The following is a 19,298-nucleotide window of genomic DNA, read 5'->3' as shown; positions in this document are numbered from 1 at the left end:
GAGATTGTTACCTTACAGTGGAATCAGGGCCTGTCAGAAAACGATGCGCAGAGATGCTCGCCGCAGCGCGCGACCACGTATCGTCGTTAAGTGAAAATGTCCGTACCGGCGTCATACCGGCCACGCCGGGCAGGACGTTGGCGTCAATGGATTGCTGCACCACCGTGCCGAATAACCCGCTGAACGCGCCTTCCTGATGGGCAATCAGGATCATTTCGGGGTCATTGATTTGAATAAGATGCGACACCGCCAGCCCCAGCGCCGTCCCGGCGTGGTGCAGAATGCGCACTGCCTGGTTGTTGCCCTGCGCCGCCAGTTGCTCCAGCTGCGCCATCGAGCTGACTTTCAGCCCTTCAGCTTTCGCCGCCTGCATCACTGCATTGAGCGAGGCGATGGTATCGAGGCAACCGCGTTTACCGCAGCGGCACGGCGTGCCGTTCAGCTCGATGGTGCTGTGGGCAATTTCCCCCGCACCGCCGTGCGCGCCCCGGTATAAGTGACCGGCAATAAAATGCGCGCTGCCGATCCCTGCGCCGTGGCTGAGCAGCGTAAAGCTGCGCAGTTCGCGGGCGTGACCGAAACGTTTTTCACTCACCGCCAGCGCTTTGGCATCGTTCTCTATCGCCACGTCCATGCCGGTGGTTTCGCTGACCAGCGCCGCCAGCGGGACATCACGCCAGCCGAGCAGCGCGGACTGCACGCAGGTCGACTGATGGGCATCGATAAACCCTGAAAGCGTGACACCCAGCCCGAGCAGCTTTCCGGCGGCTCCGGCATGATGTTCAAGCAGTTCAGGTAGCGCGGCGGCAATGTCTTCGGCCAGCTGCTGCGGGACGTTGCTGAGCGGAAAAGTCACCCGTGAGAGGATCTCGCCGTGCAGGTTGATAAGCACCATGTGGGCGGGATCCTGTAATAGCGACACCCCGGCGAAATAGGCCCCTTCAGGATGCACCATCAGGCGTACTGACGGCCTGCCCTGACCCGCGCCCGGCACGGTTTCGGCTTCAAACAGAAAGCCCGCGTCAATCATCTCCCGCACCACGCCGCTGACGGCGGCTTTGCTCATTCCGGAAAATTGCACGAGGTCAGTCCGGCTCAGGCCATCTGACGCGGCAATGGCACCCAAAATCTGTCGTTGTAAGGGAGTTAACATATTCGTTTTCCGGCTCTCAAATTTAACTCAGCTGCATTGACATTAAACATTAAAAATGGATATATCAATGTCTATTAGTTCACAATTTGAACCAAACATCGTTACATAAGTTTTTCATATGAACTAAATACACCGTCCACGGGCACACTATTTACAGTCTTCAAAAGAAAGGGATTTGTGACGGTTTCTGAGCAGTTTTTTCTCACTCACATTATTTTTGGCAGAGGAAATACGATGAACACTTTCGGTAAAATTAGACGTCCGGGGCGGTTAACACTTCTGAGTACAGCGCTGCTTGCCGCGCTTTCCTCCCCGCTCTATGCGGCAACCCTGACGGTGATGCAAAACGAAGCGCCGCGCAGTATGGATCCGGGCAACCAGACCGCGACGTTTACCGGTACGGTGCTCGACCCGATGTACGAAGGGTTGCTGAAAATGTCGCCGGAACTGAAACCGGAAGCGGCGCTGGCGACGTCGTGGAACAGTGATGAGAGCGGTCTGAAGTGGACCTTTAAACTGCGCGATGGCGTCACATTCCATGACGGCACCCAGTTCAATGCCGATGCCGTGGTCGCCAACTTTGACCGCCATCTTGATTCCAAACGTGGCCTGGCCGCCAGTGGCCGCCTGCGTACCTTCCTCGACAGCGTGACCAAAGTGGATGACTCCACTGTGCTGTTCACGCTGAAAAAACCGTATCCGGCCTTCCTGAATTTACTGACCACCGGCGCATCGCTGATGGTCAGCCCGACGGCGGACAAGGCAGGAACCCTCGACAGTAAAGCCGTCGGTACCGGCCCTTATAAAATGGTGCAGTACAAAACCGGTGAGTTCGTGCTGGAAGAGAAATACCCCGGCTACTGGGGCAATAAAACCTCCGGGCCGGATGACCTGAAATGGACCTGGAGCGCCGAGCCATCCGTGATGAACATGGCGTTGCAGGCCGGTGAAGCGGACGTGATTAACCCGGTGCCGCCGCAGTTTGCCACGTTGCTGAAAAACAATTCCAAGTTCCAGCTGCATGAAAGCCCCGGCTCCGCCGTGTTCTGGGTGGCGCTGAATACCGATCTCAAACCGCTTAGCGACGTACGCGTGCGTCAGGCGCTGAACTTCGCTACCGACCGTGCCGGCCTGGTGCGCGCCATCATGTCCGGCTTCGCCATTCCGGCCAACTCGCCGCTGGCGCCGGTCACTGCCGGGTATGACAAAACGCTCGACCCGTATCCGCTCAATCTTGAAAAAGCCAAAGCCCTGCTGAAAGAAGCCGGTGTGCCGGACGGCTTTACCATGACGATAGCCGTACAGGGTCAGGACGCACGTATCGGTCAGGTGCTGCAGAGCATGTGGGCGAAAATCGGCGTGAAACTGGATGTGCGTCAGATGGAAAGTGGCGTGTGGGCCAAAGCCGCCTTCGCCGACCAGGCAGGTAAAAAAGCCGACAACACCGGTGCCGTACTGGCGTCGTGGTCATCTGGCGTCAACGGCGCGGACCTGCAACTTCGCCCACTCTATTACAGTAAAAGCTTCGCACCAGGCGGTGCAAATCTGGGCTTCTTCAATGATCCGAAACTGGACGGGATGTTAGACAAAGCGGCATCCACGCAGGATGAAAATGCGCGTAACGCCATTTATGTTGAGGCACAGAAAGAGATCAATCAGCAAGCCCCTCAGGTGTTGCTGTATTACCAGAATGATTTGTACGCCACAGCTAAAGATGTGTCCGGAGTAAGTATGATCCCCGGCGGACAGATTGTCGTAAAAGACGCACATAAGGGTTGATATGAAAGCTTATCTGGCAAAAAAACTCATCGCTTTTCCGATCATTTTGATCGGCGTGTCGATGCTGATTTTTGGGTCGATCCGCGCGCTGCCGGGCGACCCGGCGCGCCTGATGGCCGGGCCGGAAGCCACGCAGGAAGCGGTGGACAATATGCGCGTACGCCTTGGGCTGGACCAGCCCATCGTGACCCAATACGTGCATTTTGCCACCGACGTGTTACACGGCAATCTCGGGCTGTCGCTGCAATCGCAACTGCCCGTGACGCAGGAGATCGGTGAACGCCTGCCGTTCACCCTTGCGCTGGCCGTGCTGGCTTATTTTCTGGCGGTGGCAATTGGCGTTCCCGCCGGGATGATTGGCGCGGTGTACCGCAACCGCTGGCCGGATTACGGCGTAATGCTGCTGGCGATTGCCGGGGCCTCTGTCGCTAACTTCTGGCTGGGGCTGATGGCGATGAACTACTTCTCGGTGTCACTCGGCTGGCTGCCGCTGCTCGGCGCGACGTCGTGGAAAAGCTACATTTTACCGTCAGTCACGCTGGCTGTTTTGCCCATGGCGGTGATGGCGCGCATGACCCGTTCGAGCATGCTCGACGTGCTCTCGGAAGATTATATCCGTACTGCACGCGCCAAAGGGCTGTCTGCCGTCACCATTTATTGCAGCCATGCGTTTCGTAATGCACTGATCCCGATTGTCACTATTGTGGCACTCAACTTCGGCAGCCTGATTGGCGGCGCGGTGGTCACCGAGTCGGTGTTCAACTGGCCGGGCATCGGGCGGCTGCTGGTCGATTCCGTACGTTACCGCGACTACCCTGTCATTCAGGGCGTCGCGCTGGTGGCCGTCTGCGGCGTGGTGGTGATGAACCTGCTCGGAGAGCTGTTGATCGCCTTCCTGAATCCAAAAATAAGGTTCGATTAATGTCTGCCATTATCACGCAACTGCCCCGCCGCAAACCGCGGACTTCGCGGTTCTTCCGCTGGTTATGGCGTCATCCGGCGATCACGCTCGGAGGGCTGATTGTCAGCGCGATTGTGCTGATGGGCATCTTCGCCCCGCTGCTGACTCGCCATGATCCTTATGCTCAGGATCTGCTCGATACCCTGCTGGCACCCTCGGCTGAACATCTGTTTGGCACTGACGATTATGGCCGCGACATTTTTTCCAGAGTCATTTACGGCGCACGTATTTCGATTGTCGAAGTGGTGCTTAGCGTTGGCCTCGCGATGATTGTTGGTATTCCGCTCGGCGTGATTGCCGGGATGGCAGGCCGCTACGTGGATATGATCATTATGTGGTTTATGGACATGCTGTTCGCGTTTCCGGGCATCGTGCTGGCTATCCTCGTTGTGAGTATTCTCGGCGGCGGATTAATCAATTTACTGATCGCCATTTCACTGTTTGCCATTCCCGTATACGCCCGTCTGAGCCGCAACCTGACGCTGGGGCTGAAACAGATGGAGTATGTCGAAGCGGCGCAGGCGCTGGGGCTCTCGTCCTACCGGATCATCGTGCATTACATTCTGCGTAATGCCGTCGGCCCTATCATCGTGCAGTCCACCCTGACCGCCGGTACGGTGATCCTCGCCGCCGCCAGCCTGTCATTTCTTGGTTTGGGCGTGCAGCCTCCGATGCCGGAATGGGGTACCATGATGAGTGATGGTCGAAACTTCCTCGGCATTAATATTTATCTTTCGCTGTTCCCCGGTCTGGCAATTATGCTGACGGTGCTCGGATTCAATGTCCTGGGCGATGGATTACGCGATTTACTGGACACCCGCTCATGAGCAAACCTTTTACCGCCGCGCCTGTTGATGCGGCGGTTTTTTGTGCCGATATCGGCGGTTCTTTTATTAAGCTTGGCGTTTCACGACGTGCCGGTGTTGTTGAAGAGTTCGGCAAAGTCCCTACGCCGACTGCATCCTGGGCTGAGTTTGTTGCTGCGGTTCAGGGTTTACTCAACGAATTTGGGGGAGATTTCCCCGCGGATACGCCGCTTGCGATCTCCACCGCCGGGCTGGTTTCACCGCAAACCGGCGAACTGCTGGCGACCAATATTCCCGCGTTTACCGGCCGCTCTCTGGCAGCCGATCTGAGCCGCGAATTACAGCGCCCGGTGACCGCCGCTAACGATGCTGACTGCTTTGCTCTGGCCGAAGCCTACGCCGGCAACGCGCAAAATCAGCCGATCGTCGCCGGCATTATTCTCGGCACCGGTGTCGGTGGTGGTCTGGTGATCAACGGTCAGTTAGTCCGTGGCCACGGTGGCGTCACCGGAGAATGGGGCCACGGCGCCATCACCCGCACCGAACTGATACTGAACGGAAAAACCTACCCCATTCCCCGCCTGCCCTGCGGCTGTGGCCAGCTCGGATGTCTCGACATTCTGGGCGGTGCACGCGGGCTGGAACGCCTGCATCAGCATTTACATCAGCAAGGCCGCACCAGCCAGCAAATCGTCGACGGCTGGCAGAACGGCCAGCCGGATTCAGCCCTGACCATCAGCGCCTGGCTGCAACTGGTAGCTGAACCGCTGGTACTGCTGGTGAATATTCTCGGCCCTTCCAAAATAGTGGTTGGCGGTGGTCTCGCTAATGCCACAGCGCTGATATCCGCGTTAGATTCGCAGGTACGGCTGGGGCCATTACATCGCTATACCAAACCGCTGGTGGTGCCAGGGAAATTTATTGGTCACAGTGGGAACGGTGGAATGATCGGGGCCTCGGTGCTGGGGCGGCAGCACAATCCCGCTTTTTAAATTCAACGTCAAGGTCGTGGGCACCGGCCCACACCGGGTTAAGGGCAGTAAACGCTGCCCTTAACAACCCTGCGTTTTTTGCTGCTATAACACCGCAGCTACGCGAGTCACAATGGCCGTGTTTCAGGTGCCACAGTGATAGCCGCAAAATGTCATCGCTCCGCGATCCCCGGCTGCGGCTTTGAGCCAACGATAAACCCGTTGTCTCGCCACCGACTTGCCGGTGACATTTTGAACGCGGCCGACGCTTTTTTAAATTCAAATTCAAAACCAGAAAGTCGACGTTGGTGAGAGGTTTTGACTTCTGATCCCCCTTATTCTGTGTCAGGAAATCGCTGAAAAACGAACATTCCGCCGACGGCCTGGGCGTAGCGCGCGACCGTTTCCAGATTGGGGGAAACAACGCCATTCTCCATGGTGGGGTTTTAAAAAAAACCGGCCGCATTCAAAAATGGCGCCGACGGAGAGGTGCAAATCCGCGAGGCTTTTTGCGCGGGTTGAAACCCGAACGGAGGGGACCGCAACGCGGCGACATTTTGCGGCTATCACTGAAGCGCCTGAAAGACGGCTATCCCGATTCAGCGACAGCGCGCAGTGAAAAGAGCGTAGAGTCCAGAGACCCACACGACTGCGGGTCTCTGGTCAGTGTGGGCCGACGCCCACGACCTTGAATTTGAATTTGAATTTGAAGTTGAAGTTGAAGTTAAAAGCGGGTTTGGGCAGCAGCCCAGGATCTTTAGGTTAAGGACAAGATGGGTCCGCTATCCAATCCCTTTTCCGCAGCCGATACAGGCAATGTTCCTGCAACCAGCTTCCCGCCTCCACTGCCGGATGGTCAAAATTTTCATCCGGGCTGAGGGTCATGCCCATTCTCTGCATCAGCGCTTGTGAACGGAGATTCGGCAATGCGGTGAACGCTACGATCTCGTTGAGATTGAGCTGGTTAAAACCAACATCAAACGCGGCGCGGGCGGCTTCACTCGCCAGCCCTTTTCCCCACGCAGCAGTGCAAAGACGCCAGCCCATTTCCACACAGGGGGTAAAAGGCAGGTTATAACCCGGCGTGTGCAGGCCAAGAAAACCGATAAATTTGCCGTCATCACGGGTTTCCAACGCCCAGATCCCCCAGCCGCGCTCGGCGATCAACGCACTACAGCGCTGCGCCATGCCATCGCTCTGCTCGCCGGTCAGCGTTGCTGGAAAAAACTCCATCACTTTTGGGTCAGCGTTCATGGCCGCAAAAGGGACCCGATCCTCTTCACGCCACTGGCGCATTAGCAGACGCGGCGTCGTGATTTCAATGATTGGGGTGACAACGGGAACGGTAAACTCTTCCATGTTTTCTCCTTGCTGATGGGCGGGGTTTTTACAACCTAACAGGATGTCAAAATAACAGAACAAGACGACAGTTCACGAATAACGCCACAGGGTGAAACCCTTAAATGTGGAATCCTTATCGCATTTATAAATCATCGTTACGCAAATCGAAAATCTTATTTCGAAACATCTCGCATAGGGGAAATGTGCCTGTGATCGTTGAATAAAAAAGGAATAGTGTGTCGTTGCTGTGGCAAAAATCCGCAGCCGGGTGTAGGAACCCGGACATACACAAACTAATACAGTTCAGATAATGTATTACCGTCTTACCTATTACGTTAGTTGTTGTAACGTGACAATGGTGGCTCAGGCGGGGCAGGCTTCGGACTGACCGGAAGTGGATACCGGTTCCTACCTCCGCCTGAGGTGTCTCCAAGAATGTAGGATTTCAGGAGACAGAAATAACCACTATTTAAGACAGGACGTAATTCAATGAACAACATTACGCACCCAATCAACTCCGTCGATGGTTTTTACGATCACTGAACTGAGTAATCCCGTAGCCAAAAAGTTGCTGAACGTCGTTCTGTGGGAACGCCTCGACCAGTTGTATCAGACGCTCGATGCGCCAGTAAATGATGATGAGACTGTTTTGGCGGTTGCGGTTTAATACGTTGAGTGATCCTACCCGCGAATGTGAACGGGCACACTGCAATGCGCCCGTTTTAGAAAAATTGCTCTCTTAGTTCAACATCGAACGTAAGATTTCCCACGCTTTATCCAGTCGCGTAAAACCATCACGATCAAGAAAATGTCCGCCCTGCGGGATCCCGAAAAGGGCAGCATTGAGATCCTGACTCAGGCGAAGCGAATGTATTGGGGCAACGATACTATCGTCCAGTGACAGTAAAACGGCACGTCTGCGAATACGCTTTTTAAGTAAATCAAAATCCAATGGGGTACGGGTAAAACCCTCTAGCTGAGGTAATGTCTCTACCGTTTGGCCGAAACCAGAAACCATCACGACGCCACCAACGGTAACGGGATTTTTGAGCAACTGAATAAAGCGCAATGCTGTTACGCACCCTAAACTGTGACCGACAAAGAAAGTGTTTTCGTCTGTATCGCTGACCACGTTTTGCAATGTTAATTGCCATGCCTCGTCATCAGGCGAAGACGAATCGGGCATCTGTAACACATGGGCCTGTGCACCATGGCTTTCTGCCTGCAGCTTCAACCAGGTGAACCAGTTGGAGTCGGGCCCCGCAGTATAACCGTGGATAATGAAAATTTTGCTTATTGCACTCATACCATTCCCTTTTTTAATAGCCGAATACATTACTTGTGATTCGGCCCCCCGAGGTTCCAGACAATATACTCAAGACGTAATTATTTAAAAGCTCAAAACTACATTCAGAAATGACACAGAATCTTAGCTTTAAAACTCGGGCCGCATTCAAAAATGGCGCTGAACAAGAGGTTCGAAACCTATGGCTCGAACCCGCAGAAAAGCAGGTTTGGGCGGCAGCCCAAGATTCACCGTGCTGGCCGACTTAACGCCAACCATGCTAATACCGCCCCGGTATTTTCCTGTTTGCGCTGCAGGATAGTCATATTGGCGCGCAGGTTGAAATCCCGCAGCGGTTTATACAGCAGGCCGGGCAGCGGAACTTGTTCGAACGTAGCCGGAACCATCGCGAGCCCCTGACCGGCGGCGGCGAGGATCAATACGCTGAGCGTGCTGGAAACGCGGTGGGAGATATTGGGTTCAGCCCCCAGCGCCTGGCGCAGTTGTGCCAGTTGACCGACGTCGGCAGCCCCTTCGGTGGCGTAAACCACCAGCGGTTCTGAGGCGATCATGTCAGGAGTCAGGAACAGCTGCGAGGCCAGCGGGTGATCGGAGGCCATCGCGATAATCATCGGCCAGTCGCCGACCCGTTCGGCACTGAGCTGATCGTCGACATCAAACCCCATTTCAGGACAGTAACCGACGTCGATTTTACCGGCCATGATCGCTTCACCCTGCAACTGCGGTGCCATTTCGCGCAGTTCCAATTCGACATGCGGATAGGCGGCTCTGAAGGCCCGCATGTCGGCCAGTAATTTGCCGGTGAAGACAGCGTTACCGGCAAAGCCAACACGCACCCTGCCGGTTTCGCCACGCAGTGAACGCTGCACCACGGTTTTGGCTCTTTCAGCCTGCGCTACGGCCAGTTCGGCCTCCGCCCGGAAAAGCCGGCCGGCTTCAGTCAGTTCCACTTTACGGCTGGTACGCAGAAACAACGCGCCGCCAATCTCTTCTTCCAGCGACTTAATCTGCATACTCAACGCGGGTTGTACAATATTTAACCGTTGTGCCGCGCGACCAAAGTGGCCCTCTTCGGCTACAGTCAGAAAGTAACGCATTTGACGCAGATCCATTTTTGTCGATTCCATCAATTAAAATGATTGATAACTCAATTTAAACTATTTGTTTTGATAACTACAAGCGCCGATGCTGTGCGCAGAGAAATTCCTCACCATCCTTCAGGAGAACCACTATGAGCGCAACATTACAAGACCGTCAGGACATCGCCGACTTAATGACCGGCTGGATCCACCGTGATTTGGCCGAATGGGATCAACTGCTGGAACTTTTCCACGATGACGGCGTGATTGAGGTGACCTGGTTTGAAGGTTTGTTCAGCCAGTTTGTCGAGGGGTCGAAAAAGATGGGCGGCTCTGATCTTGCCACTAAACATTTGATTACCTCACCGGTGATCACCTTTAACGGCAATCGCGCCATTGTTGAAACCAATGCCATTATTATTGGTGAAAACACGAAATTGGGCCTGGGATGTAATGGCCATAACCGCTTCTACGATCTGATGGAAAAACGTGACGGCGTTTGGCGGATTGTGAAACGCCAGTCAATTTATGACATGGGCAATTTCACCTTCCCGACAGGCGTGGTGGAAATTGATAAAGACGTGGTCGCCAAATACCCGCGTGAGTATGCGGCACTGGCCTACCTGCTGGAGAAAAGCGGCTTCCCGGTCAAACGTGTTTTTGCCACTAAATTCAGCAGGCTGGAAAAAGAGATGAAGGCTGCCGGTAACCAGTGGCTGGCTGAAGCGAAATAATACCGGGCCACGCTTTCCGCCCTCCGCTCAGCGAATCACCCGTTATCCTTCCCGCTCTTGGGAAATTCACGGTCAGTCGGGACTTCAGGCAGGTCGTTAAGATCGGGCTGAATCCCTTCTGAGATATAATCTTTCGCGGCCATGGCCTGTTCATGGCCCGATTCATCCCGCACCAGCACATGTTTAATTGTGCCGTCTTCCAGTACTTCGCGGTGAATACCCTTAAATTCGCTCATAAGTTCCTCTTTCTTATTATCAAACTGAAGCCGGATGCGTCATGCCGACAGTGAGCTGCTCATGTTTAAGCGTAGTGGCTTTCCTGAGGTTCACGAATAATAAATATCTGAATATTCCTTCAGCGGCGATAACCTTTTCCTGATAAATTAACGGACTAGTCAGGGTCACACTGACTTCCTCAAGATTCATCGGCGCACCGACAGGAGAAGGCATTTTGGACGCGAGTACTATCAACACACTTTTTTTTATTGGCGCCCTGTTGGTAGCAGCAAGCATTCTGCTCAGTTCGCTCTCTTCCCGCCTCGGGATCCCTATTTTAGTCATTTTCCTCGCTATCGGTATGCTGGCAGGCGTTGATGGCATTGGCGGCATCGCTTTTGACAATTACCCGGCCGCGTATCTGGTCAGTAACCTCGCGCTGGCGGTCATTTTACTCGATGGCGGTATGCGCACCCGCGCCTCCTCATTTCGCGTGGCCCTCTGGCCCGCCCTTTCGCTGGCAACCGTTGGCGTACTCATCACCGCCGGGCTGACCGGTCTCGCAGCCGCTTGGCTGTTTAACGTGGATTTGATTCAGGGCCTGCTGATTGGTGCCATTATCGGCTCGACGGATGCCGCGGCAGTGTTCTCGCTGATTGGCGGCAAAGGGCTGAACGAACGCGTCAGCGCGACGCTGGAGATTGAGTCCGGCAGCAATGACCCGATGGCGGTATTTCTGACCATTACGCTTATCGACATGATTGCCAAAGGCCAGCACGGCCTGAGCTGGATGTTCGTGCTGGATGTGATTCAACAATTCGGGCTGGGGATTTTCTTTGGTCTGGGCGGCGGCTGGCTGCTGCAAAAGTTAATTAACAAGATTTCGCTGGCAACCGGTTTATACCCGTTACTGGCCTTCAGCGGCGGGCTGATGGTGTACGCGCTGACTGTGGCGATGGACGGCAGCGGCATTCTGGCGGTTTACCTGTGCGGTCTGGTGCTGGGCAATATGCCCATCCGCAACCGTCACGGGATTATGCAGACATTCGACGGGCTGGCGTGGCTCAGCCAGATTGGGATGTTCCTGGTGCTCGGGTTGTTGCTGACGCCAAGCGATCTGCTACCGATTGCCGCCGGTGCGCTGGCCCTCTCCATCTGGATGATATTCTTCGCGCGCCCGCTGTCGGTGTTTGTCGGCCTGTTTCCGTTTAAGAATTTTACCCTGCGCGAACGCTTCTTTATTTCGTGGGTGGGTCTGCGCGGCGCGGTACCCGTCATTCTGGCGGTGTTTCCGATGATGGCAGGCATTCCTCAGGCCAATCTCTATTTCAACGTTGCGTTCTTTGTGGTGCTGGTGTCATTACTGCTACAGGGCACCTCGCTCGGCTATGCCGCGAAGAAAGCCAAAGTGATCGTGCCGCCAATGCCGACGCCGGTGTCCCGCGTGGGGCTGGATATCGATGTTTATAATAACTGGGAGCAGTTTATTTATCAGCTGGGCTCAGAGAAATGGTGCGTGGGCGCCGCGCTGCGGGATTTGAAAATGCCGCAGGAAACCCGGATTGCAGCCCTGTTTCGGGGTACGGAAATGCTCCACCCGAGCGGCAGCACGCGCCTGAAAGAAGGTGATATTCTGTGTGTTATTGGTCAGGAAAAGGATTTGCCGGAACTCGGCAAGCTGTTCAGCGACAGTAATGCCGTGGTGCTCGACGATCGCTTCTTCGGTGACTTTATTTTGCAGGCAAATGCACCGCTCGAAGCCATTTCACAGCTTTATGGTCTTAATCTGGAAGAGTCAGTTGATAAGTCGCAGTCACTCGGCAACTTCGTGATTAAGCTGCTCGGCGGTGAACCGGTTATCGGTGACCACATCGAATGGGACGGCCTGACCTGGACTATCGCGGAAATGGAAGGCAAAGATGTGAGCAAGGTCGGCGTGCGGATCGTAACGCAGAAAGCCTGAGTGATTTAAAAAGCACTCCAATAAAAAAACGCCTGTCAGGTTAAACCTTGCAGGCATTTTTTTTGAACTTCACGTTTACAGACTTCTTAGATCCTAAACCCAGCGGTTACTGCGCGGCAGCCTGTGGATCTTTGTCGTAGTCAGAACAAGACTGGTAGCCTTTGTTCATGACATGACCGGTGTCGTTGAAACTGACGAAGTAAGTTTGCGCTTTACCATCACGTGGAGCAACGGCATAAGTCTGGCAAGTCCCTTTAGCATGGACCAGCGTCGCTTCGGTAGACGGTGGTCCGGCAAGGGCACGTACCTGAGCTTTGGTCATCCCGACTTTAACGTCGCTGACCACAGGCTCTTTAACGTAGCTTGCCGCACGATCGTAAGTCTGACACCCAGCAAGGACTGAAACGGCGGTAGCAACAATAATCAACATTTTCTTATTCATGACTTCTTTCTCCTGAAGTGCTTATGTCCTATTAAGAGTAGAAGAGATAAGGTTTTTTTCCAACCGATATGACTTTTATTTATCAATTTCGCTGTAAATTAGGTTTTTTCTGATAACGGCCTTTGGCCGCACTTCTCCGCCGCGGCAATGATTTCCTGCTGATTTAATGTTAACCCGCCGTTTTTGTTCTATACCTGAAGGTTGTAAGCCATTGAGCTTGCAGCGCTTCATTTTACTTTTTGGGACAAGGAGCCGTATTCATGCCTTTGGATCGACGCCAGTTTTGTACGCTGCTCAGCGTGGCCGCCCTGCTGCCGCTCTCCTTGTCGTTGCACGCTCAACCCCGAGAGGTTCCCGTGGAGATTCTGCATCTCGATAAACCCGACGGCGGCGTGCCGAACAATCATCTGCCGCTGCTGATTTACCATCATGTCATCCCCCCGCAGGCCGTTGATAACGCAGATTATCTGGAGCATCTGTTCCGCTCTAATGGCTGGCCGCCGCAGTGGCGTTATCCGGTATATCCCTACACGCATTTTCACTCCAATACACATGAGGTCGTGGGGGTGTTTTCGGGTTCGGCGCAGCTGCAGCTGGGGGGAGAGCATGGGAAAATCATAGAGATCAAGGTGGGAGACGTGTTGCTGATCCCGGCCGGTGTCGGGCATAAACAGATTTCAGCCGACGATGATTTTATGCTGGTTGGGGCTTATCCACCGGATGTCACCGCCGATCTTTGCCACGATGAGCCAAAGAAAATGGCCGGAAGGGTGAAGTCCATCAGCCAGGTACCGCTGCCCGAGACCGATCCGGTGACCGGTCACTCGGAAGGCAGCATGCTTTACTGGCACGGTAAGAATTAAGCGTTAACGCAGCGGGCGCTGCATAACCGTAACCTGCTCGTTATCGACTTCGCGTTTTTCGACTTCCAACCAGCCGTGACTTTTATACAGCCCTTGCTGATCGGGCGTATAGAGCCATAAGGTATCCACACCCGCAGCGCGGGCCCGTTCGATACTGGCTTTGATCAGGGCTGAACCAATACCTCTGCCGCGTAAATGGTGACGGGTAAACACTTCGCCCAGCCAGTATTTTCTCTCTGCGACGTCATCAAGTTCATAGCGCATGACGCCAGCGGTGCCGACGACGTCGTCATTTTCATCAAATGCCACCAGCACAAACTGGCGACCTTTACTGCTCAGGCGCTGCTCAAGCCGCTGACGGATATACTCTTTCTGCGCCCAGTGTGGAAAAGCAGACCATTCGCCATGCAGATATTCCGTGATCACGTCCAGATACTGGGGAACATCCACAAGGTTGGCGATTTTCACAGCACAGGCGTTGGATGGAGATGAAATCTGAGTCATGGGAAAACCGTTTTAAGCAATCAAGGGGAACTAATTTGATGATTCATCCCGCGAGTGTCAAGCCGCGAACACGCAGACTCACTTTTTCTGCCTATTTCTTAATGGTCTTTTCCCATCCATTCGCTTCACGCTTATCCAACCGGCGCAGGCTTTCATGCTGAATATCAGTCATAGAAGCAGGGTCCTGTGAATAGCAGTGTTCAACGGTGGAAAGAGTCGTGCACGTCGGTTCAGTAAGGATACGCACAGGAGCCATTTTCTCTTGCCAGATATTCGGATCAGAAAGATCAACTTTGTTGAAAGAAGCTGCATGGGCAGCCCCTGCAAGCAATGCGGAAAATAACCACAGAGATATAAATCGCATATCCTTATCCTCTCATTTTCATTAAATTTCGTGTCCGTCGTCTTAATGCACAGCATGGGTAAATTAGCAGAAATGGGAGGTTTAAAAATAAGCACTCTCTGATTATATGAATAGGTGAAAAGACTCATCAGGAGCTGCTTTGACGCAACCCCTGGATGATTTAGCTTTTAGGGAAAATCCACAGATGTTCAACCGGCAAAGAAAGGCGGCACATCTCCTGACTGCGCACGTCAGTTCCGTAGGCGCGGACCACGAAATCTTCTGCCACGGTACGGAAGAGATATTCCCAGCGGTCACCGAGATACATGCTGGTCAGCAGCGGCAGCTCTATCTGGTTGCCGTCCGGGTTGTCCCCCATCCGCACACGTTCCACGCGGATAACCGCGGTGCCCTCCTCACCGGCTTTCACCCCTTCGCCTGCCTGTCCCCACAGCTCCCAGTCTTTGCCTTGAATTCTGGCTTTGCCGTCGGTCACTTCAGTCACTTTTCCGTGCAGACGATTATTACTGCCCATGAACTCGGCGGTGAACAGTGTTTTGGGAGAGCCATACATCTCCTGCGGCGTGCCCTGCTGCTCTATTTTGCCGTTATTGAGCAGCAGAATGCGATCGGAAATAGCCATCGCTTCGTTCTGATCATGCGTGACCATCAGGGCCGACAGCCCCAGTTTGATGATCAGCTCACGCAGGAAGACACGCGCTTCTTCGCGCAGTTTGGCGTCAAGGTTCGACAGCGGTTCGTCGAGCAAAATCACCGGCGGGTTATATACCAGAGCACGGCCTATCGCCACGCGCTGCTGCTGCCCTCCCGATAACTGGTGTGGATGGCGCTTGCCCAGATGGCCTAAACCGAGCTGCTCCAGCACGGCCTGCACCCGCTGGTTAAGTTCCGACGAAGCGACTTTGCGCAGTTTCAGCGGATACGCCACGTTCTCAAACACGGTTTTATGCGGCCAGAGTGCGTAGGACTGGAAAACCAGCCCGAGGTTGCGCTCCTCTGCCGGGATCTCGCTGCGCGAAGTACCGTCATAAACGGTGTTTTTGCCAATCACAATGCGGCCCTGCGTCGGTTTTTCCAGCCCGGCGACGGCGCGCAGCAGCGTGGTTTTTCCGCTGCCCGACGGCCCCAGCAGCGACACCACTTCCCCGCGCTTGAGATCCATAGAGACGCCTTTCAGCACCGGATTGTCGCCGTAGGTTAAATGCAGGTTATCTACTGATAGCTCAATCATGTAATTTGACTCCGAAACGTAAGGCAATACCCAGACCTAACACCACCAGAAGGATGTTAATAAAGGAGAGCGCGGCGACGATATCAATCGCACCCGCAGCCCAGAGGGAAACCAGCATCGAGCCAATGGTTTCTGTCCCCGGCGAGAGCAGGTAGACCCCGGTGGAGTATTCGCGCTCGAAAATCAGGAACATCAGCAGCCAGGAGCCAATCAGCCCGTAACGCGACAACGGGATGGTGACGTGACGGGTAATTTGCCCGCGGGTAGCACCGGTGCTGCGCGCCGCCTCTTCCAGTTCAGGACCAACCTGCAATAACGTTGAGGAGATGAGCCGCAGGCCATACGCCATCCACACCACGGTGTAAGCCAGCCAGACGCTGAAAATGGTGCTGCGCAGTGAACGCAACCACACCACCAGATTGTCACGCAGCCACTGCGACCACCACATGTCCGACAGCCAGCCTGATTTGAGCGAGTTATCGAGCCACATCGGCAGGAACAGGAAGACCCACAGGAACGCCAGACCGGCCAGCAGGCCCGGCACCGCACGCGGTACTAACACGCTGTAATCGAGAAAACGCGTCACGCCGTCCGGTTTACGGTGCATAGCAATGCCGATAAACAGGTAACAGACCACGGCCAATGCGCCACCGATAACGCCAATGCTCATCGAATTGACGATCGCCCGTAGCAGGTTTGGCTGCTCCCAGATAGTGCGGAAGGTATTCAGCGAAAGCTCATCCCAGATAGATACGCCCACGCCCCAGTTGGAGATAAAGGCACGTAAGATCACGCCCACCAGCGGCACACCAATCGTCACTGTCAGCCAGAAGGCCACCACCGCACCGGCCACCCAGCGCCATTTGCCAAGCGGTAAGGCACGGGCCTGTGACGCTTTGCCCTTAACCGTCACAAAGCGGTTGGCGGTGCGCATCAGGCGACGCTGTAACATTACCAGCGGAATGGTGATACAGATAAGCACCACGGCGACGGCGGCCATCAAGTGATAGGACGGCGTCCCCAGTTTGTTGGTCAGTTGGTAGAGGTAAGTCGCCAGCACCATGTTGCCTTCCGGGTCGCCGAGCACCAACATCAGGCCGAAGACTTCCAGCCCGAGGAAGAACAGCAATACGGTGGCGTATAAAATCGCCGGGCGAACCATCGGCAGACTGACCGCCGTCATGACTTGCAGCGGCGAAGCCCCGGCGGTACGGGCGGCCTCTTCCACGTCAGAGCCCACGCTGCGCAACGCAGAAGAGATATAGAGATAGGCGTGAGGAACGTGGGTAAGACCGGCGATCACCACGATGCTCGACATGTCATAAATGTTCCACGGAACAAAGCCGAACAGCGATTCCGCCCACAACGAGAAAAACCCTACCGGCCCGGCGGCAACCACATAGCCGAAGCCCAGTACCATCGGCGACACAAAGATCGGCACCAGAATCAGCGGCTCAATCAGACGGCGGCCGGGTAAATCGGTTCGCACCATCAAAAAGGCCAGTATCCCGCCAAGCGGAATAGAGATAACCACCAGTCCGAATGCCAGAATAAAGCCACTCTTCAGCGCTTTATAAAAGTCGGGATCGGTAAAGATAAATTCAAAGGCTTCAAGACTGAAGACTTTTGACGGCGAAAAGAACGGTGCTGAAAGAAAACTTTGTATAACGATAAACGACAGCGGGATGTAAATAACAAGGGCTGTTATCAATACCACCATACTGCGCGGCAACCCCTGCCACTTTCGGCGTAATGTATTCATGAGTGATCCCTTGGATGGTAAACCTGCACGACGTGATCAGGCAAAAATAAGGAGGCTTTCACCTCCTTATTTACCCAAAATCATTCGGGCTGCAGCTAACGCAGCTACAGGTTGAAGGATGTCGGGTAATTTATTTTGCGGCTGCGGCGCGCCACTCTTTGATGTAATCCAGACGTTTTTTCTGCTGCAGATATTCCAGCAGGGTTTCATCAACCGGGATCGGTTTGAGCGCGTTACCGAGCATTTTGGTCATGCCATCGATATCGTTGGTGCCTTCGATATCATTACGAATTGAAGGAATGTCGGCTTTGTTAGCAAGAATGCTCTGCCCCGCTTCTGACAGCACGTAATCAAGCCACAGTTTTGCCGCGTTGCTGTTTTTAGACTCCTGGCTGATAAAGGAGACGCGCGACAACACCAGGGTGTAATCCTTTGGATAGGAGATACCGAGAGACGGGTCGGTTTTGGCGCGGGCTTCAGCGTAAGAGCCAAGAATGTTAAAGCCAATCAGGTTTTCCCCTGAAGAGACCCTTTCCATCATGGTACCGGTCGAGGATTGTACCGCCAGCCCACCTTTCGCCACTTCACTCAGCGTCTTGAAGTAATTCGGGTCAGCTTTGAAATCCTGTACGGAGAGCATGAAGCCGAGACCTGATTTTTCAATGTCATAGGTCGTGACTTTTTTCTTAAATTTGTCTGGCTGACTGGCAATAAGCTTGGCCAGCGCCGTGTGGGAGTCAGGAACGTCGGCCTGCGGGATCAGGCGTTTGTTATAAATAAAGACCACCGGCTCATACGTCGTGCCATACGCCTTGTCTTTCCACACGGCCCACTTCGGTAATTTTGACAATTCAGGTGACGAGTATTCAGCGGCGTAGTTCGTCGCCAGTTTCAGCGCGGTGTCCATCGATGAACTCCACACGACATCACCACTGGTGCCACCCGCCGCCTGTTCGCTGATATAGCGGTTGTAGAGTTCGGTGCTGTTCATGTCGTTATATTCGACTTTTATACCCAGATACGCGGCCTCAAAGCCCTGAATCAGCGGGCCTGCCGCTTTGGTGTCGGTGGTCGAATAGATAACCACCTTGCCCTCTTTTGTCGCCGCATCGACGATTTTTTGATAGTCAGCAGGATACCCTTGAGGCAGTGCAGAAAGCGCAGAGGTAGAGATAAGTACAGCAGAAGCAATCAGAGAGATACGTAATTTTTTCGACATTATTGTTAACCTCTAGTTACATTTGAGAAACTAAAAATCAACATAACGCATAACATCTGACAGGCAATGGGGTAAATTTTTTATCTTCGCAATTTGTGATTCGGGGCGTTTTTTAGGCAATTAACTCCATTAAAACCACGGAGAAAAGGAATTTGGCGGGGCTGGGCTTAACGACAGGCACAAAAAAAGCCGCTAATCACTTAGCAGCTTTCTTTTGTTGTTTGTGGCGGAGGAGGAGAGATTCGAACTCTCGAATGGTTTCCCATCGCCGGTTTTCAAGACCGGTGCCTTCAGCCGCTCGGCCACCCCTCCGCAAACAACAACTTGCCTGAACGTTCAGTTGTTCAGACGGGGCGTAGTATACAAGACAGGATAAAAGATGCAAACATTATTTTCATTCCAGCTTGTTGATTTTATGAGCATTTACACAATATCCCCAAAAGACAGGCACAAAAAAAGCCGCTAATTGCTTAGCAGCTTTCTTGTGTTGTTTATGGCGGAGGAGGAGAGATTCGAACTCTCGAATGGTTTCCCATCGCCGGTTTTCAAGACCGGTGCCTTCAGCCGCTCGGCCACCCCTCCGCAACGAAGCGAACTATAAACA

The 19,298-nt window shown here is 53.9% G+C and carries 19 protein-coding genes and 2 tRNA genes; 8 read left to right on the top strand and 13 right to left on the bottom strand.

Features of this window, described 5'->3' with window-relative positions:
• Positions 1-7 precede the first annotated feature (7 nt).
• A complete protein-coding gene (locus ACZRKO_RS03825; RefSeq protein ID WP_463735921.1) occupies positions 8-1,153 on the bottom strand; it encodes an ROK family protein in 1,146 nt (381 codons plus the stop codon).
• A 234-nt stretch (positions 1,154-1,387) separates the two neighbouring features.
• On the opposite strand from ACZRKO_RS03825, the gene ACZRKO_RS03820 reads away from it, so the two are divergent.
• From ACZRKO_RS03820 to ACZRKO_RS03805, 4 genes are read left to right on the top strand one after another with little or no spacing between them, the layout of a single operon-like run.
• The gene (locus ACZRKO_RS03820; RefSeq protein WP_463735920.1) at positions 1,388-2,932 is read left to right on the top strand and encodes an ABC transporter substrate-binding protein; all 1,545 of its coding nucleotides are present in this window, start codon (positions 1,388-1,390) and stop codon (positions 2,930-2,932) included.
• A gap of 1 nt (position 2,933) precedes the next feature.
• On the top strand, positions 2,934-3,854 hold the full coding sequence (locus ACZRKO_RS03815) for an ABC transporter permease (protein ID WP_463735919.1): 921 nt from the start codon (positions 2,934-2,936) through the stop codon (positions 3,852-3,854).
• Positions 3,854-4,720, top strand: a complete 867-nt coding sequence (locus ACZRKO_RS03810) for an ABC transporter permease (protein ID WP_463735918.1) — start codon at positions 3,854-3,856, stop codon at positions 4,718-4,720. Before ACZRKO_RS03815 ends, ACZRKO_RS03810 begins: the two co-directional genes overlap by 1 nt.
• On the top strand, positions 4,717-5,691 hold the full coding sequence (locus tag ACZRKO_RS03805) for an ROK family protein (protein ID WP_463735917.1): 975 nt from the start codon (positions 4,717-4,719) through the stop codon (positions 5,689-5,691). The genes ACZRKO_RS03810 and ACZRKO_RS03805 overlap by 4 nt, the downstream gene beginning before the upstream one ends.
• 741 nt (positions 5,692-6,432) lie before the next feature.
• Here the strand turns inward: ACZRKO_RS03805 and ACZRKO_RS03800 are convergent.
• A complete protein-coding gene (locus ACZRKO_RS03800) occupies positions 6,433-7,029 on the bottom strand; it encodes a GNAT family N-acetyltransferase (protein ID WP_463735916.1) in 597 nt (198 codons plus the stop codon).
• Positions 7,030-7,534: 505 nt separating this feature from the next.
• Between ACZRKO_RS03800 and ACZRKO_RS03795 the strand changes: the two genes are divergently transcribed.
• A complete protein-coding gene (locus ACZRKO_RS03795; RefSeq protein ID WP_463735915.1) occupies positions 7,535-7,678 on the top strand; it encodes a hypothetical protein in 144 nt (47 codons plus the stop codon).
• Between the two features lie 72 nt (positions 7,679-7,750).
• Here ACZRKO_RS03795 and ACZRKO_RS03790 read toward each other — a convergent pair whose 3' ends face one another.
• Positions 7,751-8,317: an RBBP9/YdeN family alpha/beta hydrolase gene (locus tag ACZRKO_RS03790; protein WP_463735914.1), complete on the bottom strand. Its 567-nt coding sequence runs from the start codon at positions 8,315-8,317 to the stop codon at positions 7,751-7,753.
• A gap of 227 nt (positions 8,318-8,544) precedes the next feature.
• On the bottom strand, positions 8,545-9,429 hold the full coding sequence (locus tag ACZRKO_RS03785) for a LysR substrate-binding domain-containing protein (RefSeq protein WP_463735913.1): 885 nt from the start codon (positions 9,427-9,429) through the stop codon (positions 8,545-8,547).
• Between the two features lie 119 nt (positions 9,430-9,548).
• On the opposite strand from ACZRKO_RS03785, the gene ACZRKO_RS03780 reads away from it, so the two are divergent.
• Positions 9,549-10,130: a nuclear transport factor 2 family protein gene (locus ACZRKO_RS03780; RefSeq protein ID WP_463735912.1), complete on the top strand. Its 582-nt coding sequence runs from the start codon at positions 9,549-9,551 to the stop codon at positions 10,128-10,130.
• A 35-nt stretch (positions 10,131-10,165) separates the two neighbouring features.
• Here the strand turns inward: ACZRKO_RS03780 and ACZRKO_RS03775 are convergent, their stop codons facing one another.
• Positions 10,166-10,366 (bottom strand): hypothetical protein, encoded by a 201-nt coding sequence (locus ACZRKO_RS03775; protein WP_463735911.1) that lies wholly within the window; start codon positions 10,364-10,366, stop codon positions 10,166-10,168.
• A 215-nt stretch (positions 10,367-10,581) separates the two neighbouring features.
• On the opposite strand from ACZRKO_RS03775, the gene ACZRKO_RS03770 reads away from it, so the two are divergent.
• Positions 10,582-12,309: a potassium/proton antiporter gene (locus ACZRKO_RS03770; protein ID WP_463735910.1), complete on the top strand. Its 1,728-nt coding sequence runs from the start codon at positions 10,582-10,584 to the stop codon at positions 12,307-12,309.
• Between the two features lie 106 nt (positions 12,310-12,415).
• Here ACZRKO_RS03770 and osmE read toward each other — a convergent pair whose 3' ends face one another.
• The gene (osmE, locus tag ACZRKO_RS03765) at positions 12,416-12,751 is read right to left on the bottom strand and encodes an osmotically-inducible lipoprotein OsmE (protein WP_463735909.1); all 336 of its coding nucleotides are present in this window, start codon (positions 12,749-12,751) and stop codon (positions 12,416-12,418) included.
• 260 nt (positions 12,752-13,011) lie between these two features.
• On the opposite strand from osmE, the gene ACZRKO_RS03760 reads away from it, so the two are divergent.
• Positions 13,012-13,614: a cupin gene (locus ACZRKO_RS03760; protein ID WP_463735908.1), complete on the top strand. Its 603-nt coding sequence runs from the start codon at positions 13,012-13,014 to the stop codon at positions 13,612-13,614.
• Between the two features lie 3 nt (positions 13,615-13,617).
• Here the strand turns inward: ACZRKO_RS03760 and ACZRKO_RS03755 are convergent, their stop codons facing one another.
• The 7 genes from ACZRKO_RS03755 to ACZRKO_RS03725 form a co-directional block, all read right to left on the bottom strand.
• Complete coding sequence (locus tag ACZRKO_RS03755) at positions 13,618-14,118, bottom strand: GNAT family N-acetyltransferase (RefSeq protein WP_463735907.1); 501 nt, start codon at positions 14,116-14,118, stop codon at positions 13,618-13,620.
• A 91-nt stretch (positions 14,119-14,209) separates the two neighbouring features.
• A complete protein-coding gene (locus ACZRKO_RS03750; RefSeq protein WP_463735906.1) occupies positions 14,210-14,482 on the bottom strand; it encodes a hypothetical protein in 273 nt (90 codons plus the stop codon).
• 160 nt (positions 14,483-14,642) lie between these two features.
• The gene (locus ACZRKO_RS03745) at positions 14,643-15,713 is read right to left on the bottom strand and encodes an ABC transporter ATP-binding protein (RefSeq protein ID WP_463735905.1); all 1,071 of its coding nucleotides are present in this window, start codon (positions 15,711-15,713) and stop codon (positions 14,643-14,645) included.
• Positions 15,706-17,475, bottom strand: a complete 1,770-nt coding sequence (locus ACZRKO_RS03740) for an ABC transporter permease (protein WP_463735904.1) — start codon at positions 17,473-17,475, stop codon at positions 15,706-15,708. Before ACZRKO_RS03740 ends, ACZRKO_RS03745 begins: the two co-directional genes overlap by 8 nt.
• A 130-nt stretch (positions 17,476-17,605) precedes the next feature.
• Complete coding sequence (locus tag ACZRKO_RS03735) at positions 17,606-18,694, bottom strand: ABC transporter substrate-binding protein (protein ID WP_463735903.1); 1,089 nt, start codon at positions 18,692-18,694, stop codon at positions 17,606-17,608.
• 224 nt (positions 18,695-18,918) lie between these two features.
• A tRNA-Ser gene (locus ACZRKO_RS03730) sits at positions 18,919-19,006 on the bottom strand.
• 182 nt (positions 19,007-19,188) lie between these two features.
• Positions 19,189-19,276 (bottom strand) — tRNA-Ser (locus ACZRKO_RS03725).
• Positions 19,277-19,298 lie beyond the last annotated feature (22 nt).

This window comes from Ewingella sp. C233 (assembly GCF_055407225.1).
This window is presented reverse-complemented; position numbering and strand designations above follow the sequence as displayed.